Origin of the sequence: Peribacillus asahii (assembly GCF_004006295.1) — a bacterium.
Classification (GTDB): domain Bacteria; phylum Bacillota; class Bacilli; order Bacillales; family DSM-1321; genus Peribacillus; species Peribacillus asahii_A.
The window spans coordinates 4,608,053-4,627,715 of the sequence record NZ_CP026095.1; the positions used below are offsets into that span (position 1 = coordinate 4,608,053).

The 19,663-nt window shown below is 39.1% G+C and carries 17 protein-coding genes; 1 reads left to right on the forward strand and 16 read right to left on the reverse strand.

Annotation, left to right across the window (positions count from 1 at the left end; all coding sequences use genetic code 11):
* Positions 1–43 precede the first annotated feature (43 nt).
* From BAOM_RS22660 to BAOM_RS22715, 12 genes are all read right to left on the reverse strand, one after another.
* Complete coding sequence (locus BAOM_RS22660; RefSeq protein ID WP_127762215.1) at positions 44–1,087, reverse strand: L-threonylcarbamoyladenylate synthase; 1,044 nt, start codon at positions 1,085–1,087, stop codon at positions 44–46.
* A gap of 232 nt (positions 1,088–1,319) precedes the next feature.
* Complete coding sequence (gene spoIIR, locus BAOM_RS22665) at positions 1,320–2,144, reverse strand: stage II sporulation protein R (protein ID WP_127762216.1); 825 nt, start codon at positions 2,142–2,144, stop codon at positions 1,320–1,322.
* Between the two features lie 219 nt (positions 2,145–2,363).
* A complete protein-coding gene (prmC, locus tag BAOM_RS22670; RefSeq protein ID WP_127762217.1) occupies positions 2,364–3,233 on the reverse strand; it encodes a peptide chain release factor N(5)-glutamine methyltransferase in 870 nt (289 codons plus the stop codon).
* Positions 3,226–4,296 carry a peptide chain release factor 1 gene (gene prfA, locus BAOM_RS22675; protein WP_127762218.1) on the reverse strand — a complete coding sequence of 357 codons (1,071 nt, stop codon included), beginning with the start codon at positions 4,294–4,296 and terminating at the stop codon, positions 3,226–3,228. Before prfA ends, prmC begins: the two co-directional genes overlap by 8 nt.
* A 244-nt stretch (positions 4,297–4,540) precedes the next feature.
* Positions 4,541–5,113 carry a thymidine kinase gene (locus BAOM_RS22680; RefSeq protein ID WP_127762219.1) on the reverse strand — a complete coding sequence of 191 codons (573 nt, stop codon included), beginning with the start codon at positions 5,111–5,113 and terminating at the stop codon, positions 4,541–4,543.
* Between the two features lie 155 nt (positions 5,114–5,268).
* Entirely contained in the window at positions 5,269–5,472 is a 204-nt protein-coding gene (gene rpmE, locus BAOM_RS22685) for a 50S ribosomal protein L31 (protein WP_127762220.1), read from the reverse strand.
* 151 nt (positions 5,473–5,623) lie between these two features.
* On the reverse strand, positions 5,624–6,904 hold the full coding sequence (rho, locus tag BAOM_RS22690; protein ID WP_119115803.1) for a transcription termination factor Rho: 1,281 nt from the start codon (positions 6,902–6,904) through the stop codon (positions 5,624–5,626).
* 331 nt (positions 6,905–7,235) lie between these two features.
* Positions 7,236–8,198, reverse strand: coding sequence for a class II fructose-bisphosphatase (glpX, locus tag BAOM_RS22695; RefSeq protein ID WP_127762221.1), 963 nt, complete (start codon positions 8,196–8,198; stop codon positions 7,236–7,238).
* Positions 8,199–8,305: 107 nt separating this feature from the next.
* A complete protein-coding gene (locus tag BAOM_RS22700; protein ID WP_127762222.1) occupies positions 8,306–9,589 on the reverse strand; it encodes a UDP-N-acetylglucosamine 1-carboxyvinyltransferase in 1,284 nt (427 codons plus the stop codon).
* 301 nt (positions 9,590–9,890) lie between these two features.
* On the reverse strand, positions 9,891–10,541 hold the full coding sequence (fsa, locus tag BAOM_RS22705; protein WP_127762223.1) for a fructose-6-phosphate aldolase: 651 nt from the start codon (positions 10,539–10,541) through the stop codon (positions 9,891–9,893).
* Positions 10,542–10,642: 101 nt separating this feature from the next.
* Positions 10,643–11,500: a class II fructose-bisphosphate aldolase gene (locus BAOM_RS22710; protein WP_127762224.1), complete on the reverse strand. Its 858-nt coding sequence runs from the start codon at positions 11,498–11,500 to the stop codon at positions 10,643–10,645.
* 359 nt (positions 11,501–11,859) lie between these two features.
* Positions 11,860–12,231, reverse strand: coding sequence for a response regulator (locus BAOM_RS22715; protein ID WP_119116223.1), 372 nt, complete (start codon positions 12,229–12,231; stop codon positions 11,860–11,862).
* A 228-nt stretch (positions 12,232–12,459) separates the two neighbouring features.
* Between BAOM_RS22715 and BAOM_RS22720 the strand changes: the two genes are divergently transcribed.
* Positions 12,460–12,987 carry a DUF2529 domain-containing protein gene (locus BAOM_RS22720; protein ID WP_127762225.1) on the forward strand — a complete coding sequence of 176 codons (528 nt, stop codon included), beginning with the start codon at positions 12,460–12,462 and terminating at the stop codon, positions 12,985–12,987.
* 69 nt (positions 12,988–13,056) lie between these two features.
* On the opposite strand, the gene BAOM_RS22725 is transcribed toward BAOM_RS22720, so the two are convergent.
* The 4 genes from BAOM_RS22725 to icmF all read right to left on the reverse strand — a co-directional run bounded on the left by BAOM_RS22725 (position 13,057) and on the right by icmF (position 19,663).
* Positions 13,057–14,664, reverse strand: coding sequence for a CTP synthase (locus BAOM_RS22725; protein ID WP_127762226.1), 1,608 nt, complete (start codon positions 14,662–14,664; stop codon positions 13,057–13,059).
* Positions 14,665–15,162: 498 nt separating this feature from the next.
* Positions 15,163–15,762, reverse strand: coding sequence for a DNA-directed RNA polymerase subunit delta (rpoE, locus tag BAOM_RS22730; RefSeq protein WP_306821282.1), 600 nt, complete (start codon positions 15,760–15,762; stop codon positions 15,163–15,165).
* Positions 15,763–15,993: 231 nt separating this feature from the next.
* Positions 15,994–16,140 (reverse strand): hypothetical protein, encoded by a 147-nt coding sequence (locus BAOM_RS24685; RefSeq protein WP_164853317.1) that lies wholly within the window; start codon positions 16,138–16,140, stop codon positions 15,994–15,996.
* Between the two features lie 256 nt (positions 16,141–16,396).
* The gene (gene icmF / locus BAOM_RS22735; protein ID WP_127762228.1) at positions 16,397–19,663 is read right to left on the reverse strand and encodes a fused isobutyryl-CoA mutase/GTPase IcmF; all 3,267 of its coding nucleotides are present in this window, start codon (positions 19,661–19,663) and stop codon (positions 16,397–16,399) included.

Here is a 19,663-nt window from a genome sequence, read left to right on the forward strand (position 1 = left end):
CAGCTAATTATAAGCTGGGTGCTTCACTTTAAAATACAATCGATTATTGTTCAATCATTTGTTGACCCGCCGCTTTAAACAAACGATTCATAATCGCTTGACCAATCCCTGACTGCGGGAACACTTCACTATAAATAATATCCACATGTACATCATCAAATTGCCGCAGTGCATCATATAGACCACTCGCAACTGTGGATAACTCTGCTAAAGATCCTGGAGCTACAATATAGTCTGCTTCATACAACGCTTGATGCTCGCTAGCCGCAAGTAGACCTACTTTCATTCCCTCTGCTCGTTTCTCATTAATCAATTGCTGTATAAAAGCACGCTCACCTTTTACTAATGTAAGTGGTGCCTTTGGGGCATAGTGAGTATATTTCATCCCTGGTGCCTTTGGCGCCTCATCTTTTTTTACGAACGCTCGGTCTTCTTTTACTTGCCCGATAATCGTTTCTAATTGCTCTTTCGTCACACCACCCGGACGAAGAATGATTGGAATATCTTCTGTACAATCTAATACCGTCGATTCCACCCCTACTCCCGTCGGACCACCATCCACAATACCGGCTATACGACCATATAAATCATCTTGAACATGTTTCGCTAAAGTAGGGCTAGGCTTTCCAGATGTATTAGCGCTTGGTGCAGCAATAGGAAGACCACTTGCCTCAATTAATTGGTGAGCTACAGCATGATTAGGCATACGAACAGCTACTGTATCTAGTCCAGCTGTAACCGCTGCAGCTAGTGTTCCAGGCTTTTGCTTCAAAATAAGCGTTAAAGGCCCCGGCCAAAATGCATCCATTAATTGTTTCGCAATAGGCGGAATATCCACAACAATCTCTTCAAGCTGAGATTGGGATGCGATGTGGACAATTAACGGATTATCATTCGGGCGCCCTTTTGCCTCAAACACTTTTTTGACAGCTTCTTCACTTCTCGCATTTGCTCCTAATCCATATACCGTCTCTGTTGGAAAGGCCACTACTTCATTTTTAGCTAATAAATGAGCAGCTTCTATTATCTGTGGATAAGGCTGTGTATTATCCACAGTTTTATCCACTATCCAAAGCTTTGTTTCCACAACTAACACCTTCATTTCATCTTCACATTTCATCTTAATTCAAATTGTTATCAAAACAACAAATATCGACATAAACTATCAACAATTATCCGCTCATACACTTAGAAAGTATAGAAGAATACACACTATAATACAAACATTATCCACAAACTGTGTATATACTGTGGATAATTATGTCACAGTGACTTTGACAGTTGTGTACATATTGTGGATAAGTTTGTGTATAAATCATCTAAAATACTTTAGAAAAGATTTCTGCAAATAAAGATTTTTCTACGATTTGCGGCTCTTCTTCTCCATCATATACAGGTTGACTGGCAGTAACCACTTTTTGTGCCGGTTCTTCTTGTTGTCGTTCTTCCTCATCATATACAGGTTGATTAGGAGTAGCCGTTTTTGGCGCGATTTGCTGTTGTTCTTCTTGCTCTTCAACAATTTCTTCAACATTGGCATCAGTCTTATTTTCTTCCACTTGACTATTTTCTGTCTCAGCGGCCTGCACAGACACAGATTCAGCAGGTACTTCTTCCTCTTCAAATGGAGTTTGACTTACCGCTGTCCCATTTGAAAAATCAAGAAAGCATAACGGTGGAAATAACACACACCACCAATTCGCTCCATCCCCTTCACCTAATGTAATAATAACAGCCTCATAATCACCTGCTGGATATAAATATTGACCATACAGTTTTGTTGGAAATTCCGCTTGACCAAAATCCACTTGTACCGACTGATCCAATCCTTCCTCAGCCACTACACGCTCAGCCGTTGCCTGAATATCATCTAAATGTGACGTAATCACTTTCCTTGCTTCCTCTAATGATGTTAATTCCGCCACCCATTCTGTAATATCTTTATTCACTTCATCCCGAATTAAGCGTTTAACAGCCTGATCTTCCTCCCGATCACTATTAGCTAGTATTCTCAAACGAATCGCCTCATCCGGAATAACCATCGTATCCGCTTGTGCCGTTTCCTGCTTCGGTATATATAAACTAATAATTGTTCCTATTGTTAAGATTAATAGATATATAATAGCTAAGTTTCGTTTCTTCATTCCTCTCGCCCCCTTGTACCCACAGTCTCACCAATTTTTCCATATCTTAAACTAGTAAATTAATATATTTTCTAAATGGCGAGATGGGAAAGGGGCTTGAAAAACTTCCTCATATAGACCGGCTGTGTACACAGCTTATTTCAAAGAGGCTCTCCCATAAAGTGAAACTTACGTCAGCAGGGTCTTACAGTGTAGGATAAAAAAGGCTGCCTAAAGAGTCTAGACCAGCCTCGCAAATACCATACGATCTTTTCCGTTTATATCATATTCCACCGATACTTCAGCCTGGCTAAACGCACCGCGTAAAAGCTCGGCTACACGTTCGCCTTGACCCGCACCAACCTCAAAGCCAATTAATCCAGAGATACGCATTACAGACGGCAGTTCTTCCATAAACCGTCGATAAAAATCGAGGCCATCCACACCTGCAAATAGCGCACGATGCGGTTCATGCTCCGTCACCACTTCAGACATCTCCATCCTATCAGCATCTGGAATATAAGGCGGGTTGGACAATAACACATCAAACTGTTGACCTGCTTCTATAAAGGGCTGCAATAAATCTCCCTGAACGAATTGGACATCCGCTTCTAAAGCTTGAGCATTCCGCTTCGCTACTTGCAGGGAAGGACTAGCGATATCCGTCGCTGTGACTCGTAGACGCGGTTCTTCAAGCTTCATGGTAATGGCAATCGCTCCGCTGCCAGTACCTACATCCACTACATGTACCTCTTTATCTTTAGGGAACATCGATTGAATTTTGCGCAGCGTATGATACACTAACTCTTCTGTTTCTGGCCTTGGAATGAGTACCTCTTCATTAACCAAAAACGTTCGTCCATAAAACTCTTCGCTTCCTATAATATATTGAATCGGCATTCCTTCTGCATGTTGTTTGACAGCTTTTTCAAAAGCAGTGAATGCATCGCCCGATAATTCATCACGCAAGCTTGCAAATAGCTGCGAGCGACTCATTTGTAAAATATGCTGCAATAACAACTCCCCAGCATTTGCATCACGACTGTATTCCTTTAAAAAAGAAGAAGCCCAATTGAGGGCTTCGTATACTTTACGCACGGAACTACTCATTAGCTTGCTCCAATTTCGAAGATTGATCTTCTAAAATTAATGCGTCAATCACTTCATCTAGTTTCCCTTCCATAATTTGATCTAACTTTTGAATCGTTAAACCAATACGATGGTCGGTTACGCGATTTTGCGGGAAATTGTACGTACGAATACGTTCCGAACGATCTCCGGTACCAACCGCAAGCTTTCGATTTTGATCGTATTCCGCTTGAGCTTCTCTTTGAAACTTATCATACACACGAGCACGCAATACTTTCATCGCTTTCTCTCTGTTTTTATGCTGCGATTTTTCATCTTGACACGTAACAACGACGCCTGTAGGAATGTGGGTTAACCGAACGGCTGACATCGTCGTATTAACGCTTTGACCACCTGCACCAGAAGATGCATATGTATCAAAACGGATATCTTTATCATGAATTTCAATTTCTACTTCTTCTGTTTCAGGTAAAACGACTACTGTTGCGGTAGACGTATGAATACGGCCACCTGACTCTGTTTCAGGAACACGTTGAACTCGATGAGCGCCATTTTCAAACTTCAGCTTCGAGTATGCCCCTTGACCATTAATCATAAAGATAATTTCCTTAAAGCCGCCTAAACCTGTTGCATTCGTCTCAATGACTTCCGTTTTCCAACCTTGCATTTCGGCATAACGGCTGTACATGCGGTATAAGTTCCCAGCGAATAAAGCAGCCTCATCTCCACCAGCTGCACCGCGAATTTCCATAATAACGTTTTTATCATCATTTGGGTCTTTCGGAATCAGTAAGATTTTCAATTTCCCTTGAAGCTGTTCTTCGGCTTCCTCTAGCTCACTAAGCTCTTCCTTTACCATGTCTCGCATATCTGCATCCAGCTTCTCTTCAAGCATCGCCTTCGCATCTTGAATTTGTTCTTTTACTGATTTATATTCTTTATATGTCATAACCGTTTCTTGAATATCTGATTGCTCTTTCGAATATTCACGAAGTTTTTTCGAATCATTAATCACTTCCGGATCACTTAATAATTCATTTAACCGTTCATATCTATCTTCCACTGCTTGTAATCGATCAAACACGCTTATTCACCTCATTATGTTCTCTGCCATGCACCAAGAACTCGACTTTGTAATCACACTTCTTTCATTATAGTATATGCAAATAATGAACGTCAAAGAGATTCAAATGAACTACAAACAATCCTGGAAAACGAAACGAGCATCCAGAACATGTCCTTCCCATATATAAAAAGCTGATCTCCCTTAGCACAGGAAAAATCAGCTTTATCGTGGAATATTCTTTATCTCTCGCCCATTCTCAAAGTTATAGCGGTGGATTAGCATGACACTTCCTACAAACTGGATAATAGGTATCATTCCCGCCAATTTGTATTTGGTCCCCTACATAAACCGGTTTTCTTTGTTCGTCTACCCTTAAATTCATAATGGCTTTTCTATGGCAAAACCAGCATATGGTTTTCATTTCTTCAATTTTATCAGCGTATATCAATAAATAGCGACTTCCTTCAAATAACTCATTTTGGAAATCATTTTTAAGACCAAATCCCATAACAGGAATATCTAACTCATCGACGATTTCTGTTAATTGCAGAACATGCTCTTTTTTTAAGAACTGCACCTCATCTACTAATACACAATACGGCTTTTCAGCATGCTCTTTAACGATATTAACAATATTCGTTTCATCAAAAATAGGAATCGCTTTTCTTTTTAGTCCTATTCTACTCGAAACATGCCCTACTTCATCCCTTGTATCAATACCAGAAGTAAACATTAAGACCGGCTTATTTTGTTCTTCATAATTGTACGCTACTTTTAAAATTTCAATAGACTTCCCGCTGTTCATAGCCCCGTATTTAAAAAATAATTGTGCCATTCGAATCCTCCTTGCTCACTTACTTCACAGCATACCGAATTATTCGCTTTCTATCCATTTTACCGAGCCAAATACAAAAATCCCTTTTCATTTATCCGTTTAAGGCCATAAAAAAACAGGCAAGATAATGCACTTGCCTGTTTTTTAACTTCACCTTATGATTTAAGGCCGTATTTTTTGTTGAAACGGTCAACACGTCCGCCAGCTTCAGCGAATTTTTGACGTCCAGTGTAGAATGGATGACATTCAGAACAAGTCTCAACTCGGATCTCTTCTTTTACTGAACCTGTTTCAAATGTGTTACCACAAGAGCAAATAACTTTTGCAGCTTTATAATTTGGATGGATTCCAGCTTTCATTCTTTTCAGCTCCTTCTGCCCTGAATCTTGCGAAACAGAGTTATATTAACCAAGATGTGATTGCAATAACCACACATTTATTGTAAAAACACATGAATCTATTATAACAAGTCTATGGGCGTTGTGCAAGTAGTTTCATAAATGCTCTCGACTAAGAGCGTTTTGCACTCGCAACTCCCTTTTTCATTTCTTCATCTAACTTGCTAAAAAATTCTTCATTGCTCTTCGTTTGTCTTAAGCGACGCAGGAACTTCTCAGCAAAATCAGGAGAATCAGACATCGTTTTACGGATAGCCCACAGCTTGTCTAAATGTTCTTTCGGAATCAGAAGCTCTTCCTTCCTTGTTCCAGAACGTCTAATATCAATCGCTGGGAAAATACGTCTTTCTGCCAATGAACGATCTAGATGAAGCTCCATGTTACCTGTCCCTTTAAATTCTTCATAAATAACATCATCCATACGCGAACCTGTATCGACTAATGCCGTAGCTAAAATCGTTAAACTGCCGCCCTCTTCAATATTACGAGCAGCACCAAAGAATCGTTTTGGTCGATGGAAAGCTGCTGGATCAATCCCTCCGGACAATGTACGTCCACTTGGTGGAATCACAAGGTTATAGGCACGAGCCAAACGCGTAATACTATCCATTAAAATAATAACATCGCGTTTATGCTCCACTAAACGCATCGCACGTTCCAACACAAGTTCAGCTACTTTAATATGATTTTCAGGCACTTCATCAAACGTTGAACTTACAACATCGCCCGCTACCGAACGCTCAATATCCGTTACCTCTTCCGGACGCTCATCAATAAGTAAAACAATCAATTCCGCATCAGGATGGTTCGTTGTAATGGAATTGGCAATTTCTTTAATGAGCATCGTTTTCCCTGCTTTTGGAGGGGCAACAATTAAACCACGTTGACCAAATCCAACAGGAGCTAATACATCCATAATTCTTGTTGATAAGTTTCTAGGAGTCGTTTCCAACTTAATTTGGCGATTTGGATATAACGGCGTTAAGCCAGGGAAATGCACACGCTCTTTAGCGGACTCCGGATTATCTCCATTAACCGCCTCCACGTGCAAGAGCCCATAATAACGCTCGTTTTCCTTCGGTGGACGTACTTTTCCCGATACTTTATCCCCATTACGTAAATCAAATCTACGAATTTGAGACGCAGAAATATAAATATCTTCCGAACTAGGAGAATAATTAATCGGACGTAAGAAGCCAAATCCCTCTGAAGGAATAATTTCTAATACACCCTCCATAAACAGCAGTCCGTCTTGTTCAGCTTGAGCCTTCAAAATAGCAAAAATCAGTTCCTTCTTCGAGAGCTTGCTGTAATAAGACACTTTATACTGACGTGCGTGCTCATATAGATCTTTTAGTTTCATGTTTTCTAAATTAGAAATAGTTAAATTCATTCTGACACCACACTTTAGTTAATTAGACATATTTCACCCATACTGAAAAAAGAAATGATTAATGGATAGAAAGAAAAACCACAATCTTGTACCTGAATCGGCTTTTCTCTTTTAGAAAGGATGATACACTCTCACTTTAATGAAGAAATAAATGGAAGGCTTCTTGAAGTTAGGAGTTAAAGGTAGAATATTTTTTTATATCATAGGAAATTAAGTTTTATTGTACTTCCTTTAAATTAAATATTCAACTTAAAAAATTTTTATAGGGAAAGCGAGCGATCATCATCGCCCGCTTTTTCATAAATAACATGCAAATATTTTAATGATTCAATTATCCCACAAAACCGTTTGGTTTAATCGCAATGCTGTGACGTCCTTCAACAAAACGAACAGTACCTGATTTTGCACGCATAACAACTGAATGAGTTGAACCGTAATGTCCTTTAAATTGAACACCGCGTAACAATTCTCCATCCGTTACCCCTGTTGCTGCGAAGATAGCATCATCACCGCGAACAAGATCTTCCATACGGAGAATTTTATTTACATCAAGGCCCATTTTCCCGCAACGAATTAATTCTTCATCACTCTGCGGAAGTAATTTCCCTTGGAGTTCTCCACCTAAGCATTTTAATGCAACGGCAGAAATAACACCTTCTGGAGCTCCGCCTGAACCGAATAAAATATCGACACCTGTTTGATCAAAAGCTGTATTAATCGCCGCAGCTACATCACCATCATTAATGAGCTTAATCCGCGCTCCCGCTTCGCGCAGTTCATGAATAATTTTAGCATGACGATCGCGATTTAAAACAGTCGCTACTACATCTTGAATGTCTTTATTTTTTGCTTTGGCAACAGCTTTCAAGTTATCCAAAACAGATGCATTTATATCAATCTGTCCAACCGCTTCCGGCCCAACAGCGATTTTATCCATATACATATCAGGAGCATGAAGAAGATTGCCTTGATCAGCGACAGCTAGCACGGCTAATGCATTCCAACTACCAGATGCAACGATATTCGTTCCTTCTAAAGGATCTACAGCTATATCAACTAAAGGGCCAATTCCCGTCCCTAATTTCTCGCCGATATATAACATAGGAGCTTCGTCCATTTCACCTTCTCCGATAACGACCGTTCCTTGCATAGGAATCGTATTAAATACATCACGCATTGCTGTAGTGGCAGCATCATCTGCTTCGTTTTTCTTTCCGCGTCCCATCCAACGTGCAGAAGATAAAGCTGCTGCTTCTGTAACGCGAACAAGCTCCATTGATAAGCTTCTTTCCATTACTGGTTCCTCCTCAGTGTTCACTAACATATATGACTTTTTATATTTCTATACCAACAATAGTATAACACATTATATCATATACGATAACACAATAAGAGAAGAATTTAGCTTTTTAGCTGTTCTACTTCTTCTTGCGTCATTTTTTCACGCCAAATAGTCGCTCCAAGTCCCGAAAGCTTCTCTACTAAATGACTATATCCACGATCAATATGCTCAAGTCCTGTTACTTCAGTCACCCCTTCGGCCATAAGACCTGCAATAACAAGAGCAGCACCTGCTCGTAAGTCGCTCGCTTTGACCTTCGCACCTTGCAACTGAACAGAACCGTCAATAATTGCGGATCTTCCTTCGACTTTAATCTTCCCATTCATTCGACGAAGTTCATCAATATGCTTAAAGCGAGCGCCATAAATCGTATCTGTGACAATGCTTGAACCGTTAGCCCTCGTTAATAAAGAGGTAAATGGCTGCTGTAAGTCCGTTGGAAAACCAGGATATACAAGCGTCTTAATATCAACAGCTTTCAATCCCTCTCCTCGTGAAACAAACATTTGATCATCTGCCACTTCAATCTGAACACCTGCTTCACGAAGTTTAGCTGTAACAGATTCAAGATGCTGCGGAATCACATTATCGATTAAAATCCCTTCCCCTACGGCTGCTGCCAAAATCATAAACGTTCCCGCTTCAATTCGGTCTGGAATAATCGTATGGCGGCAACCATGCAGATGCTCTACTCCGTCAATGCGAATAATATCCGTTCCCGCTCCTTTAATTTTGGCACCCATGTTCGTTAGTAACGTAGCAACATCAATGATTTCCGGCTCTTTTGCTGCATTTTCAATCACGGTTCTTCCTTTTGCCAAAACAGCAGCTAACATAATATTGATCGTAGCCCCAACACTTACGACATCAAGGTAAATACGAGCTCCTTTTAATTCATCTGCTCGCAAATAAATGGCACCTTGTTCATTTGTTACTTTAGCCCCTAGTGCTTCAAATCCCTTAATGTGCTGATCAATTGGGCGAGGACCTAAATGACAGCCGCCAGGGAGACCGATAACAGCCTTTTTAAATTTCCCAAGCATAGCCCCCATTAAATAGTAAGAGGCACGAAGCTTTTTCACACGCCCATTTGGTAATGGCATAGAAACCATCTGCCTAGGATCTACCGTCATTTCTCCATCTTCAAAACGAACTTGTCCACCGATTTCTTCCATTAACGCTTGTAATGTTTGCACATCTGAAATATCTGGTAACCCTTCAATCGTCACAGGAGAATCCGCTAAAATAGTTGCAGGTATTAAAGCAACTGCACTGTTTTTAGCACCGCTTACACGAATGCTTCCTTTCAAAGGATAACCGCCAGCTATTTTTAATTTTTCCATATTAAACTCCCTTCTACGCTAAGCACTGAAGAAGATATTCTAAATAGTTATTTTTTCCAATTGACATGTGCAAAAATCGACAAATTTATTTTTTCATTTTATTAGTGTGCACAAAAATGGCAAATTCATGTAATAAATTAAGAAAAAATAAAAAGAAAACTCGTCGATTGGCTCGCTTTTAGGTAACCTGAAGCGTAGTTGCCCGTATACGATTTCCCTAAACTAAGCGACTACGTCAAAATGACTTTTATACGATTATATAAAAATCGCATAAAACACCATGGCTTAGCGAGAAAGATTCTTATTGTTCTGCACGTGAGCTCCAGTCCTTAAGAAATGCTTCAATCCCTTTGTCGGTTAGTGGGTGATTGAATAATTGTAGAATAACTTTATAAGGAACTGTCGCAATATGTGCACCTTTTAAAGCAGCTTCTGTAATATGCATTGGATGACGAATAGATGCTGCGATAATTTCCGTTTGAATATCATGAATAGCAAAAATATCTGCAATATCTGAAATGAGTTGTAAACCATTTTGCCCGATATCATCTAAACGACCAAGGAATGGTGATACATAAGTAGCCCCTGCTCGAGCCGCTAACAGCGCTTGGTTAGCACTGAAAATAAGCGTAACATTTGTCTTAACTCCTTTTTTCGAAAGAGCCGCTACCGTTTTTAAACCATCTGGAGTCATCGGCACTTTAATCGTGATATTTGGAGCGATGGCCGTTAGCTCCTCTGCTTCCTTCATCATTCCTTCAAAATCAAGAGCAATAACCTCTGCAGATACAGAATCTTTCACTAAGCTTGTAATTTCTTTTAAACGATCATGAAACGAAACGCCTTTTTCCTTTGCTACTAGTGATGGATTCGTTGTTACACCTGCTAAAATCCCTAAAGCATGTGCTTCACGAATTTCTTCAATATTTGCTGTATCAATAAAAAATTTCATGAGTAAGCCTCCAATAAGTAAGTAATTGATAACAAAGTCCTTTCATGCTAAATGAACGTAACTCCTGCATGAAAGGACATAAGATAGATTATTAAAAAAGATTACGCTTTTCCGTTCGAACCAAATTCACGAATCTTTCCAATAACAGTTTCTTTAATCGCTTCACGTCCAGGTCCGATAAATTTACGAGGATCGTATACTTTTGCATCCTTATTCAAAATATCACGAACTACTTTCGTAAAGACGATTTGATTTTCGGTATTTACATTGATCTTAGATGTTCCAAGTGAGATTGCTTTTTGGATATCTTTCGTAGGAATGCCCGTACCACCGTGCAGCACTAATGGAATTTTCGTTAAATCACGAACCTCTTCCATTTCTTTATATCCAAGGTTTGGTTCACCTTTATAAGGGCCGTGAACAGACCCAAGTGCTGGAGCAAAGCAGTCCACATTTGTTTCTTTTACTAACTGTTCACACTCTTTTGGATCTGCATAAATAACACCTTCAGCCACAACGTCATCTTCTTGTCCGCCAACTGTTCCTACTTCCGCTTCTACAGATACGTTACGTGCATGTGCATATTCCACCACTTGCTTTGTTGTACTAATATTTTCTTCAATCGGATGATGAGACGCATCAATCATGACAGACGTGAAACCAGCATCGATTGCTTCTTTACACTTCTCAAAGCTTGATCCATGATCTAAATGAATCGCAACAGGAACTGTAATATTCATATCTTCTAGTAAACCTTTAACAAGCATTACAGTCGTTTTAAATCCACCCATGTAGCGGGCAGCCCCCTCAGATACTCCTAGAATAACCGGAGACTTTTCTTCTTCTGCCGCAGCTAAAATGGCTTGTGTCCATTCTAAATTATTAATGTTGAATTGCCCCACTGCATATTTTTCTGCAAGTGCTTTGTTCAACATTTCTTTCATTGAAACTAAAGGCATGTTTGTTCCTCCTATGTAAATAAAAATCTAAGTATTTTTTACAACATGTATCCAATCCCTAGCTATACCCTTAAATGACTCTGGTCAATCGCTTAGAGTTCATGTTTTTCTCTTTTAGCATATCAATACATGAAAAAAACAGCAACAAATACCCCATGTTTATTTACTTACTTTTAGGCTATATTTTATTATTGCTTATTCCCGCTCCGGCATCTTGAAAGACGTGAGAGACTGCTTTTCATAGCAACACGGCTGTTCTTTTTCATAAGGACAGCCGTGTTGTTATGGTTAGAAAGAGCTAAAAGCATGTCCATATACCGTTTCATCCTCATGGGAAACACTTATTGAACATTGTCGAATTAATTAGATTGAATCGGTAAATAATCCCGGACAGCTTTTCTTATATCATCAATATCAAATGGTTTAGCAAAATGAGTAATGGCTCCTAATTCTTTCGCTTCCTGAATCATATCGAGTTCTCCATAAGCTGTCATAATAATCACTCGAATCTCGGGTTTAATTTTCTTTACTCGTTTTAAAATTTCAATACCATCCATACCTGGAATTTTCATATCTAATAAAACTAAATCAGGATCATGTTGGTGAACGATTTCGAGCGCCTGTACACCGTTTGCTGCTTGATAAGTTTCATACCCTTCTCGAACCATAACTTCATTTAACAAAATCCTAATTCCAAATTGATCGTCGACAATTAAGATTTTCCCCGCCATACTACCACCTCTTCTTTATCGCCTGATTTTTCGTACAAACTATTCTCTCGCTTCATAATTCGCTAATAATAATAAAATTCCTGCATTAGCACATTAGTAATATACATTAACATTTATCACTATTTTATCCTTTTTCTCCATAATGTACAGACAAAATCATTCAATTCGTGAAAAACTGCAATTTCTGATAGTATGAAAAGAAAAAATGAAAGGAAGCTTATATACTCCATGTTGAAAATATTTTCTACTCAAATTAATGGGTTATTTAAAAAAATGATGGACCATGAAGAATTTAATATAGAAGATGCCGCTCGGCTCCTAGCTCAAGCCGTTATCGGTGAGGGATCCATTTATATATATGGATTTGAAGAAATGGACGGTGTAACGAGGGAGGCCCTAAGTGGCGTTGAACCTTTACCTGCAGCAAAGGTCTATCATCTTGATGAAACACTAACACTCGGCTCTGAAGATCGTTTCTTATTGTTCAGTCGATTCTCTAACGACCCGGAAGCCATTCGATTAGCACAACAATTACAACAAGCGGACATTCCTTTTGTTGCTGTATCGACCGTTATTGAAGCAGAAGGTGATTCTCTCGCTACACTTGCTGATGTGCATATTGATTTACGCGTACAACGAGGATTAATTCCAGATGAATTAGGCAATCGAGTCGGCTACCCTACTTTATTAATTGCTTTATTCGCTTACTATGGCATTAAATTCACCATAGAGGAAATTTTACAGGAGTATCAGTGAATCAGCAGAATTCCTCCTGAGAATAAATAGACAAAGAGGCTGCCCAATTGGACAGCCTCTTGTTATTTTTTACGCGTTTTCGCTGCGTTGTAATGCCGTGCCAACAAAGTCACGGAATAGCGGCTGCGGGCGATTTGGGCGTGAAATAAACTCTGGATGGAATTGTGATGCCACAAACCAAGGATGATCTGTCAACTCTACGATTTCTACTAGACGTCCGTCTGGGCTTGTACCAGAGAAGACGAAACCAGCTTTCTCCATCTGTGGACGATATTCATTATTGAATTCATAGCGATGACGGTGACGTTCGTAAACAACAGCTTCTTTATATGCTTCAAACGCTTTTGTTCCTTCTGTCAATTTACATGGATATAATCCAAGACGAAGCGTTCCACCTAAATCTTCGACATCTTTTTGTTCAGGAAGCAAGTCGATAATTGGATTTTTTGTCTCTGGCTTAATTTCCGCTGAATGTGCATCCGGTAAGTTTAATACGTTGCGCGCATACTCAATAGATGCTAGCTGCATACCTAAACAAATGCCAAGGAACGGAACTTTATTGACACGTGCATATTCAATCGCCACAATTTTCCCTTCAATTCCACGGTCACCGAAACCGCCCGGAACAAGAATACCATCTGCACTTTGAAGCAATTCTGCCGCATTTTCTTTCGTAACATGTTCAGAGTTAATCCAATCGATTTCAATATCCGCATCGAAAGAATAGCCGGCATGTTTTAATGCTTCTACAACAGAAAGGTAAGCATCTTGTAATTCAACATATTTCCCAACAAGAGCAATTTTTGTTTTCTTTGTAAGAGATGTTACTTTTGCTACAAGCTCTTTCCAATCTTCCATATCCGCTTGACCACAATCTAATTTCAAATGGTCACAGACGATTTGGTCCATGTTTTGTTCTTGCAATGAAAGTGGAATCGAGTATAGCGTATCTGCATCTTGACATTCAATAACAGAATCTTTGTCAATATCACAGAATAACGCTAATTTATCTTTCATATCTTGTGAAATAGGTTGCTCGGTACGCACAACGATAATGTTTGGTTGAATACCTAAACTACGAAGTTCTTTTACACTATGCTGAGTTGGTTTTGTTTTCAATTCACCCGCTGCTTTGATATATGGAACAAGCGTACAGTGAATGTACATTACATTATCACGACCAATATCACTCTTAATTTGACGGATTGCTTCTAGGAATGGAAGAGACTCGATATCCCCTACAGTTCCTCCAATTTCTGTAATAACAACATCAGCATTCGTTTCTTTTCCAGAACGGAAAACACGATCTTTAATTTCATTTGTAATATGTGGAATAACTTGAACTGTTCCACCTAAATAATCACCGCGACGTTCCTTTTTCAACACAGTTGAGTAAATTTTACCTGTTGTTACGTTACTATGTTTACCTAGGTTAATATCGATAAAACGCTCATAGTGGCCTAAGTCTAAATCTGTTTCTGCTCCATCATCTGTTACGAATACTTCTCCGTGCTGATACGGACTCATAGTACCTGGATCCAAGTTAATGTATGGATCAAATTTTTGAATGGTTACATTTAATCCTCTATTTTTTAAAAGTCTCCCTAAAGAAGAAGCTGTAATCCCTTTACCTAGGGAAGAAACTACTCCACCTGTTACAAAAATATATTTGGTCATGATATGTCCTCCTCTTAAAGTTATCAACCAATGCTGTTCATTTAATTACTGCTCAGATGCTTACCCAGCAACGCGCACATCCTCTGTTCATCCTACAACTTCCACTCGGCTTCCTACCTAGTTTCTACTTCTTTGAAAAATTCATTTGAAAAAATAAAAAAATGATGTCATTGTTCATTCCATCATCTGTAGTCCATTACCGATTAAAAGCTGTATATATACTAGCAGCTCTTGTTTTACCTATACTAACTTACTCAACCCATTACAGGCCAAGCAGTACAAGACAATTACACTGTGTTATATAGCGCCATTCATTTTTTAACCTATTTCATTTAGTGAAAAGGCATAACAAACGAAAGTCTCATAAAAAATACACCCAAAAATAAAAACGCTCCACCTACTATTGTAAGGGAGCGATATCATTCATCATTGTGTCCTTTTTAAGGAGCCCAAAAATGATTCTACAAATTTCGTCATCAAAAGTCAAGTCCGATTATTTTACTTTTTATCTTCCTCATCTTCGAATAATTCTTCTTCTTCCTCTTCTTCGTCTTCTTCATCCAACTCAAATTCTTCATCTTTTAATAAATCTTCATCCAAATCGTCTTCTTCGTCTACGTCATCAAGAAGATCATCATCTAAGTCATCATCATCATCAAGAAGATCGTCATCTTCACTATCATCAAGATCTTCTGCTAAATCCTCAAGATCTTCATCAAATTCTAACTCTTCATCATCCAATTCATCGAAACCGTCAACCACAGCAGCTGCAGCCTTCTTCGATTTCTTTTTCTTTTTCGGTTTATCTGTATGTACAACTTCTTCTTCCACTTGATCCACTGGATACCAGATTTTTAATCCCCAACGATTTTCCCCAAGTGAAGTAAAGCGACCATCTACATTTAAATCTGTATAGAACTGAGCAATTTTAGCCGCAAGTTCTTCTTTTGATACACCTTTTAATGCAGCCATTTCTGCTACTAAATCATTAAAAAAGATTGGCTCATTTTTCTCTACTAATAAATCGTATGCTAATTCAATTAACGACATTTCTGCTAATTGTTCTTTTGAGCATTGTTGTAAACTCAAATGACACACTTCCCTTCTCTATTTAAACAGCTTCACTTAACCATTCTATTTTTGATAGGCTCTTTTATATGACATTGTTGCCTTTTGAATAATAGTATTAATTAGCCTTTTAATCAACTATTTAACTAGAACTTGATAGGCACAGCTCCAGCTAAACATATAAACCATTATAAACAAATTGCAGAGGTTTATGCTAGTTCAATCTAAATACTTTCACAGTTTTTCCCTATTTTACTCCTCTTACTTTACTTTCCTTTGACGATAAGCTGCTGCAAAACAAATAATCGATAAAATTAGAAAGGCAATTGCTCCTAATTGATGTTCATATAATGTGATACAAACAACCAAAGTAAACACACAGCCGATGATCATCATAAGCAGTCTCATTACATCTCTCAACTCCCAAATGGGGTATTCCCTGTTTTATCCTCTATTATAATCGAAAAGGCTGCAAAACAAATGATATATAGTGAAACACCATCTTGTTCTTTTCTTTACTTTGTTATAGAACGCTGTTGATTTTTGGATCATTTCGTACGAAACCGCGGTTTCACACGCCTTTTCTTAAGACCATGTGATGGACAGGATTGATGAATCAACAATAAAGAAGGTTGTCGAACATATTCGACAACCTTCTTCCCTTTTAAGTATTTCTTCTATATTTTCCGCCAACTTCATATAAAGCATGAGTAATTTGGCCAAGGCTTGCAACTTTAACCGTTTCCATAAGCTCTGCGAAAAGATTTTCTCCATTTAACGCTGCTGCTTTTAGACGGTTAATTGCCTCATCGTATAGAGGTTGATTTCTTTCTTGGAAAGCTCGAAGGTTTAAGATTTGACCTTCTTTTTCTTCGTACGTTGCTCGAGCAATCTCCATGCTGTCAATTTCTTCAAGAGAAGGAGGATTTGGGTTTAAATACGTATTAACGCCAATGATTGGTAACTCTCCACTATGTTTTTTCATTTCATAGGTCATTGACTCTTCTTGAATTTTCCCACGTTGATACTGTGTTTCCATTGCTCCTAGCACGCCGCCACGATCGTTAATTCGATCGAACTCCTGAAGAACAGCCTCTTCCACTAGGTCCGTTAATTCATCTACAATAAATGCTCCTTGCAGCGGATTTTCATTTTTAGAAAGACCATGTTCTTTCGTAATAATCATTTGAATAGCCATAGCACGTCTAACGGATTCTTCCGTTGGCGTTGTAATCGCTTCATCATAGGCATTTGTATGCAATGAGTTACAGTTGTCTTGAAGAGCCATTAACGCTTGTAAAGTCGTTCGAATGTCATTGAAGTCAATTTCTTGAGCATGCAGTGAGCGACCAGACGTTTGAACATGGTACTTCAGCTTTTGGCTTCGTTCATTTGCTCCATACTTATTGCGCATTACCGTTGCCCAAATTCGGCGTGCCACACGCCCAATTACTGTATACTCCGGATCAAGCCCGTTAGAGAAGAAGAACGATAAGTTTGGTGCAAAGTCATCAATATTCATGCCTCTGCTCAAGTAATACTCGACATATGTCAAACCGTTCGCAAGCGTGAATGCAAGCTGAGAAATTGGATTCGCTCCAGCTTCTGCAATATGATACCCCGAAATAGATACAGAGTAGTAATTTCTCACTTTATTATTAATAAAGTACTCTTGAATATCACCCATCAATTTCAATGCAAACTCTGTAGAGAAGATACATGTGTTTTGTCCTTGATCTTCTTTTAGAATATCCGCTTGAACCGTTCCACGCACCGTTTGCAATGTATATGCCTTTACTTCTGCATATTCTTGCTCCGTCAACTTACGACCTAGTTCTTGCTCCTTTTTCTCTACTTGTTGGTGAATGGCTGTATTCATGTATAGCGCTAAAATAATTGGTGCAGGCCCGTTAATTGTCATCGACACGGATGTAGACGGGTGACAAAGATCAAAGCCATCATACAATTTTTTCATATCATCTAACGTACAAACGTTAACACCGCTTTCCCCGATTTTCCCAAAGATATCCGGACGATAATCTGGATCTTCTCCATAAAGAGTTACGGAGTCAAAAGCCGTACTCAATCGCTTCGCATCATCATCCTTCGATAAGTAATGGAAACGGCGATTTGTTCGTTCAGGCGGCCCTTCTCCAGCAAATTGACGCTTCGGATCTTCCCCTTCACGTTTGAACGGGAAAACCCCAGCCGTATAAGGGAAAGCACCTGGTACATTTTCACGATAAACCCAGCGCAAGATTTCACCATAATCTTCATACTTTGGAAGCGAAACCTTTGGAATGGACAGACCTGAAAGACTTTTCGTTTGCAATTGTGTAACAATTTCTTTATCACGGACCTTCGTGATTAATTTCTCGCCTGCATACTGTTCTTTAAGCGCTTGCCAACCCGCTAAAATTTTCCTAGATTCGTTAGTTAATTGAGAGACCGCTTCTTCTTTTAATGCTTCAAGAGCTGCGATTACCCCTTCATTGTTCTCACGGTCTTGAACAGCTGCTATTGCACCTTCTAGTTGGAATACTTTTCGGGCAATTCTAGCTTGCTCTTCTGATTGATTATGATATGAACGAACCGTTTCACTAATTTCTCGTAAATAGTAACGACGATCTGTTGGAATAATCACGTCTTGCTTATGAACTTCCGCTTTCTTTGTAAAGCGAGTGCTCCATTGTACACCTGTTTTCTCATTTAATTTTTCAATTAATGCAGCGAATAAGGCATTTGTTCCTTCATCATTAAATTGAGAGGCAATTGTACCATAGACAGGCATATCAGCTAAATCACGGTCAAACTCCTGACGGCTTCTTTGATATTGCTTACGAACTTGGTTGCGCGCATCCTCTGAACCTTTGCGCTCGAACTTGTTAATAACAATTAAATCAGCATAATCAATCATATCAATTTTCTCTAACTGTGAAGGGGCTCCAAATTCGCTCGTCATCACATACATTGCTACATCACAAATCTCTGCAATTTCAGCATCACCTTGACCAATACCGCTCGTTTCTACAACGATTAAGTCAAAGCCAGCTGCCTTTGTAACTGAAATGGCATCCTTAATAGCTAAGGAAAGCTCTGTTCTGGAGTTTCGCGTAGCTAAACTTCTCATATAAACGCGATCTGAGAAAATGGCATTCATTCGAATTCGGTCACCAAGTAAAGCCCCGCCTGTTTTTTGCTTTGTCGGGTCAACCGAAAGAACAGCAACTTGTCGATCAGGTACTTCATTAAGGAAACGACGAATTAATTCATCTGTTAAGGAGCTTTTTCCTGCACCGCCTGTTCCTGTAATACCGAGAACTGGAACCGCTTGCTCAGATGTCTTAATTTGTTCAAGGAGGCTTTCTATTGTAGCCGCTGATTCGCAAACTGTATCCAACTTATTCTCAGCAAAGGTAATAAATTGCGCAACTGCTTTTACATCGCCAGCCAAAAGCTGATCAAAACGATTTTGCAATGACGATTGAACTGTTGAATAATCACATTCCTGAAGCATTAAATTAATCATCCCTTGAAGGCCGTACTCCCGCCCATCATCAGGAGAAAAAATTCTTGCAATTCCATAGTCATGCAGTTCTTTAATTTCACGAGGGATAATAACGCCTCCGCCACCCGCATAAATCCGAATATGCGATGCTCCCTTTTCCTTCAACAAATCATACATATATTTAAAATACTCAACATGTCCGCCTTGGTAAGAGGACATCGCAATTCCTTGTACATCCTCTTGAATTGCCGCATTGACTACTTCCTCAACAGAACGGTTATGACCTAGATGAATAACTTCTACTCCGCTCGATTGTAAAATACGTCTCATAATATTAATCGATGCATCATGACCATCAAATAAACTAGATGCTGTAACAAAACGAATATGGTGCTTTGGTTTATATACTTCTATCTCACTCAT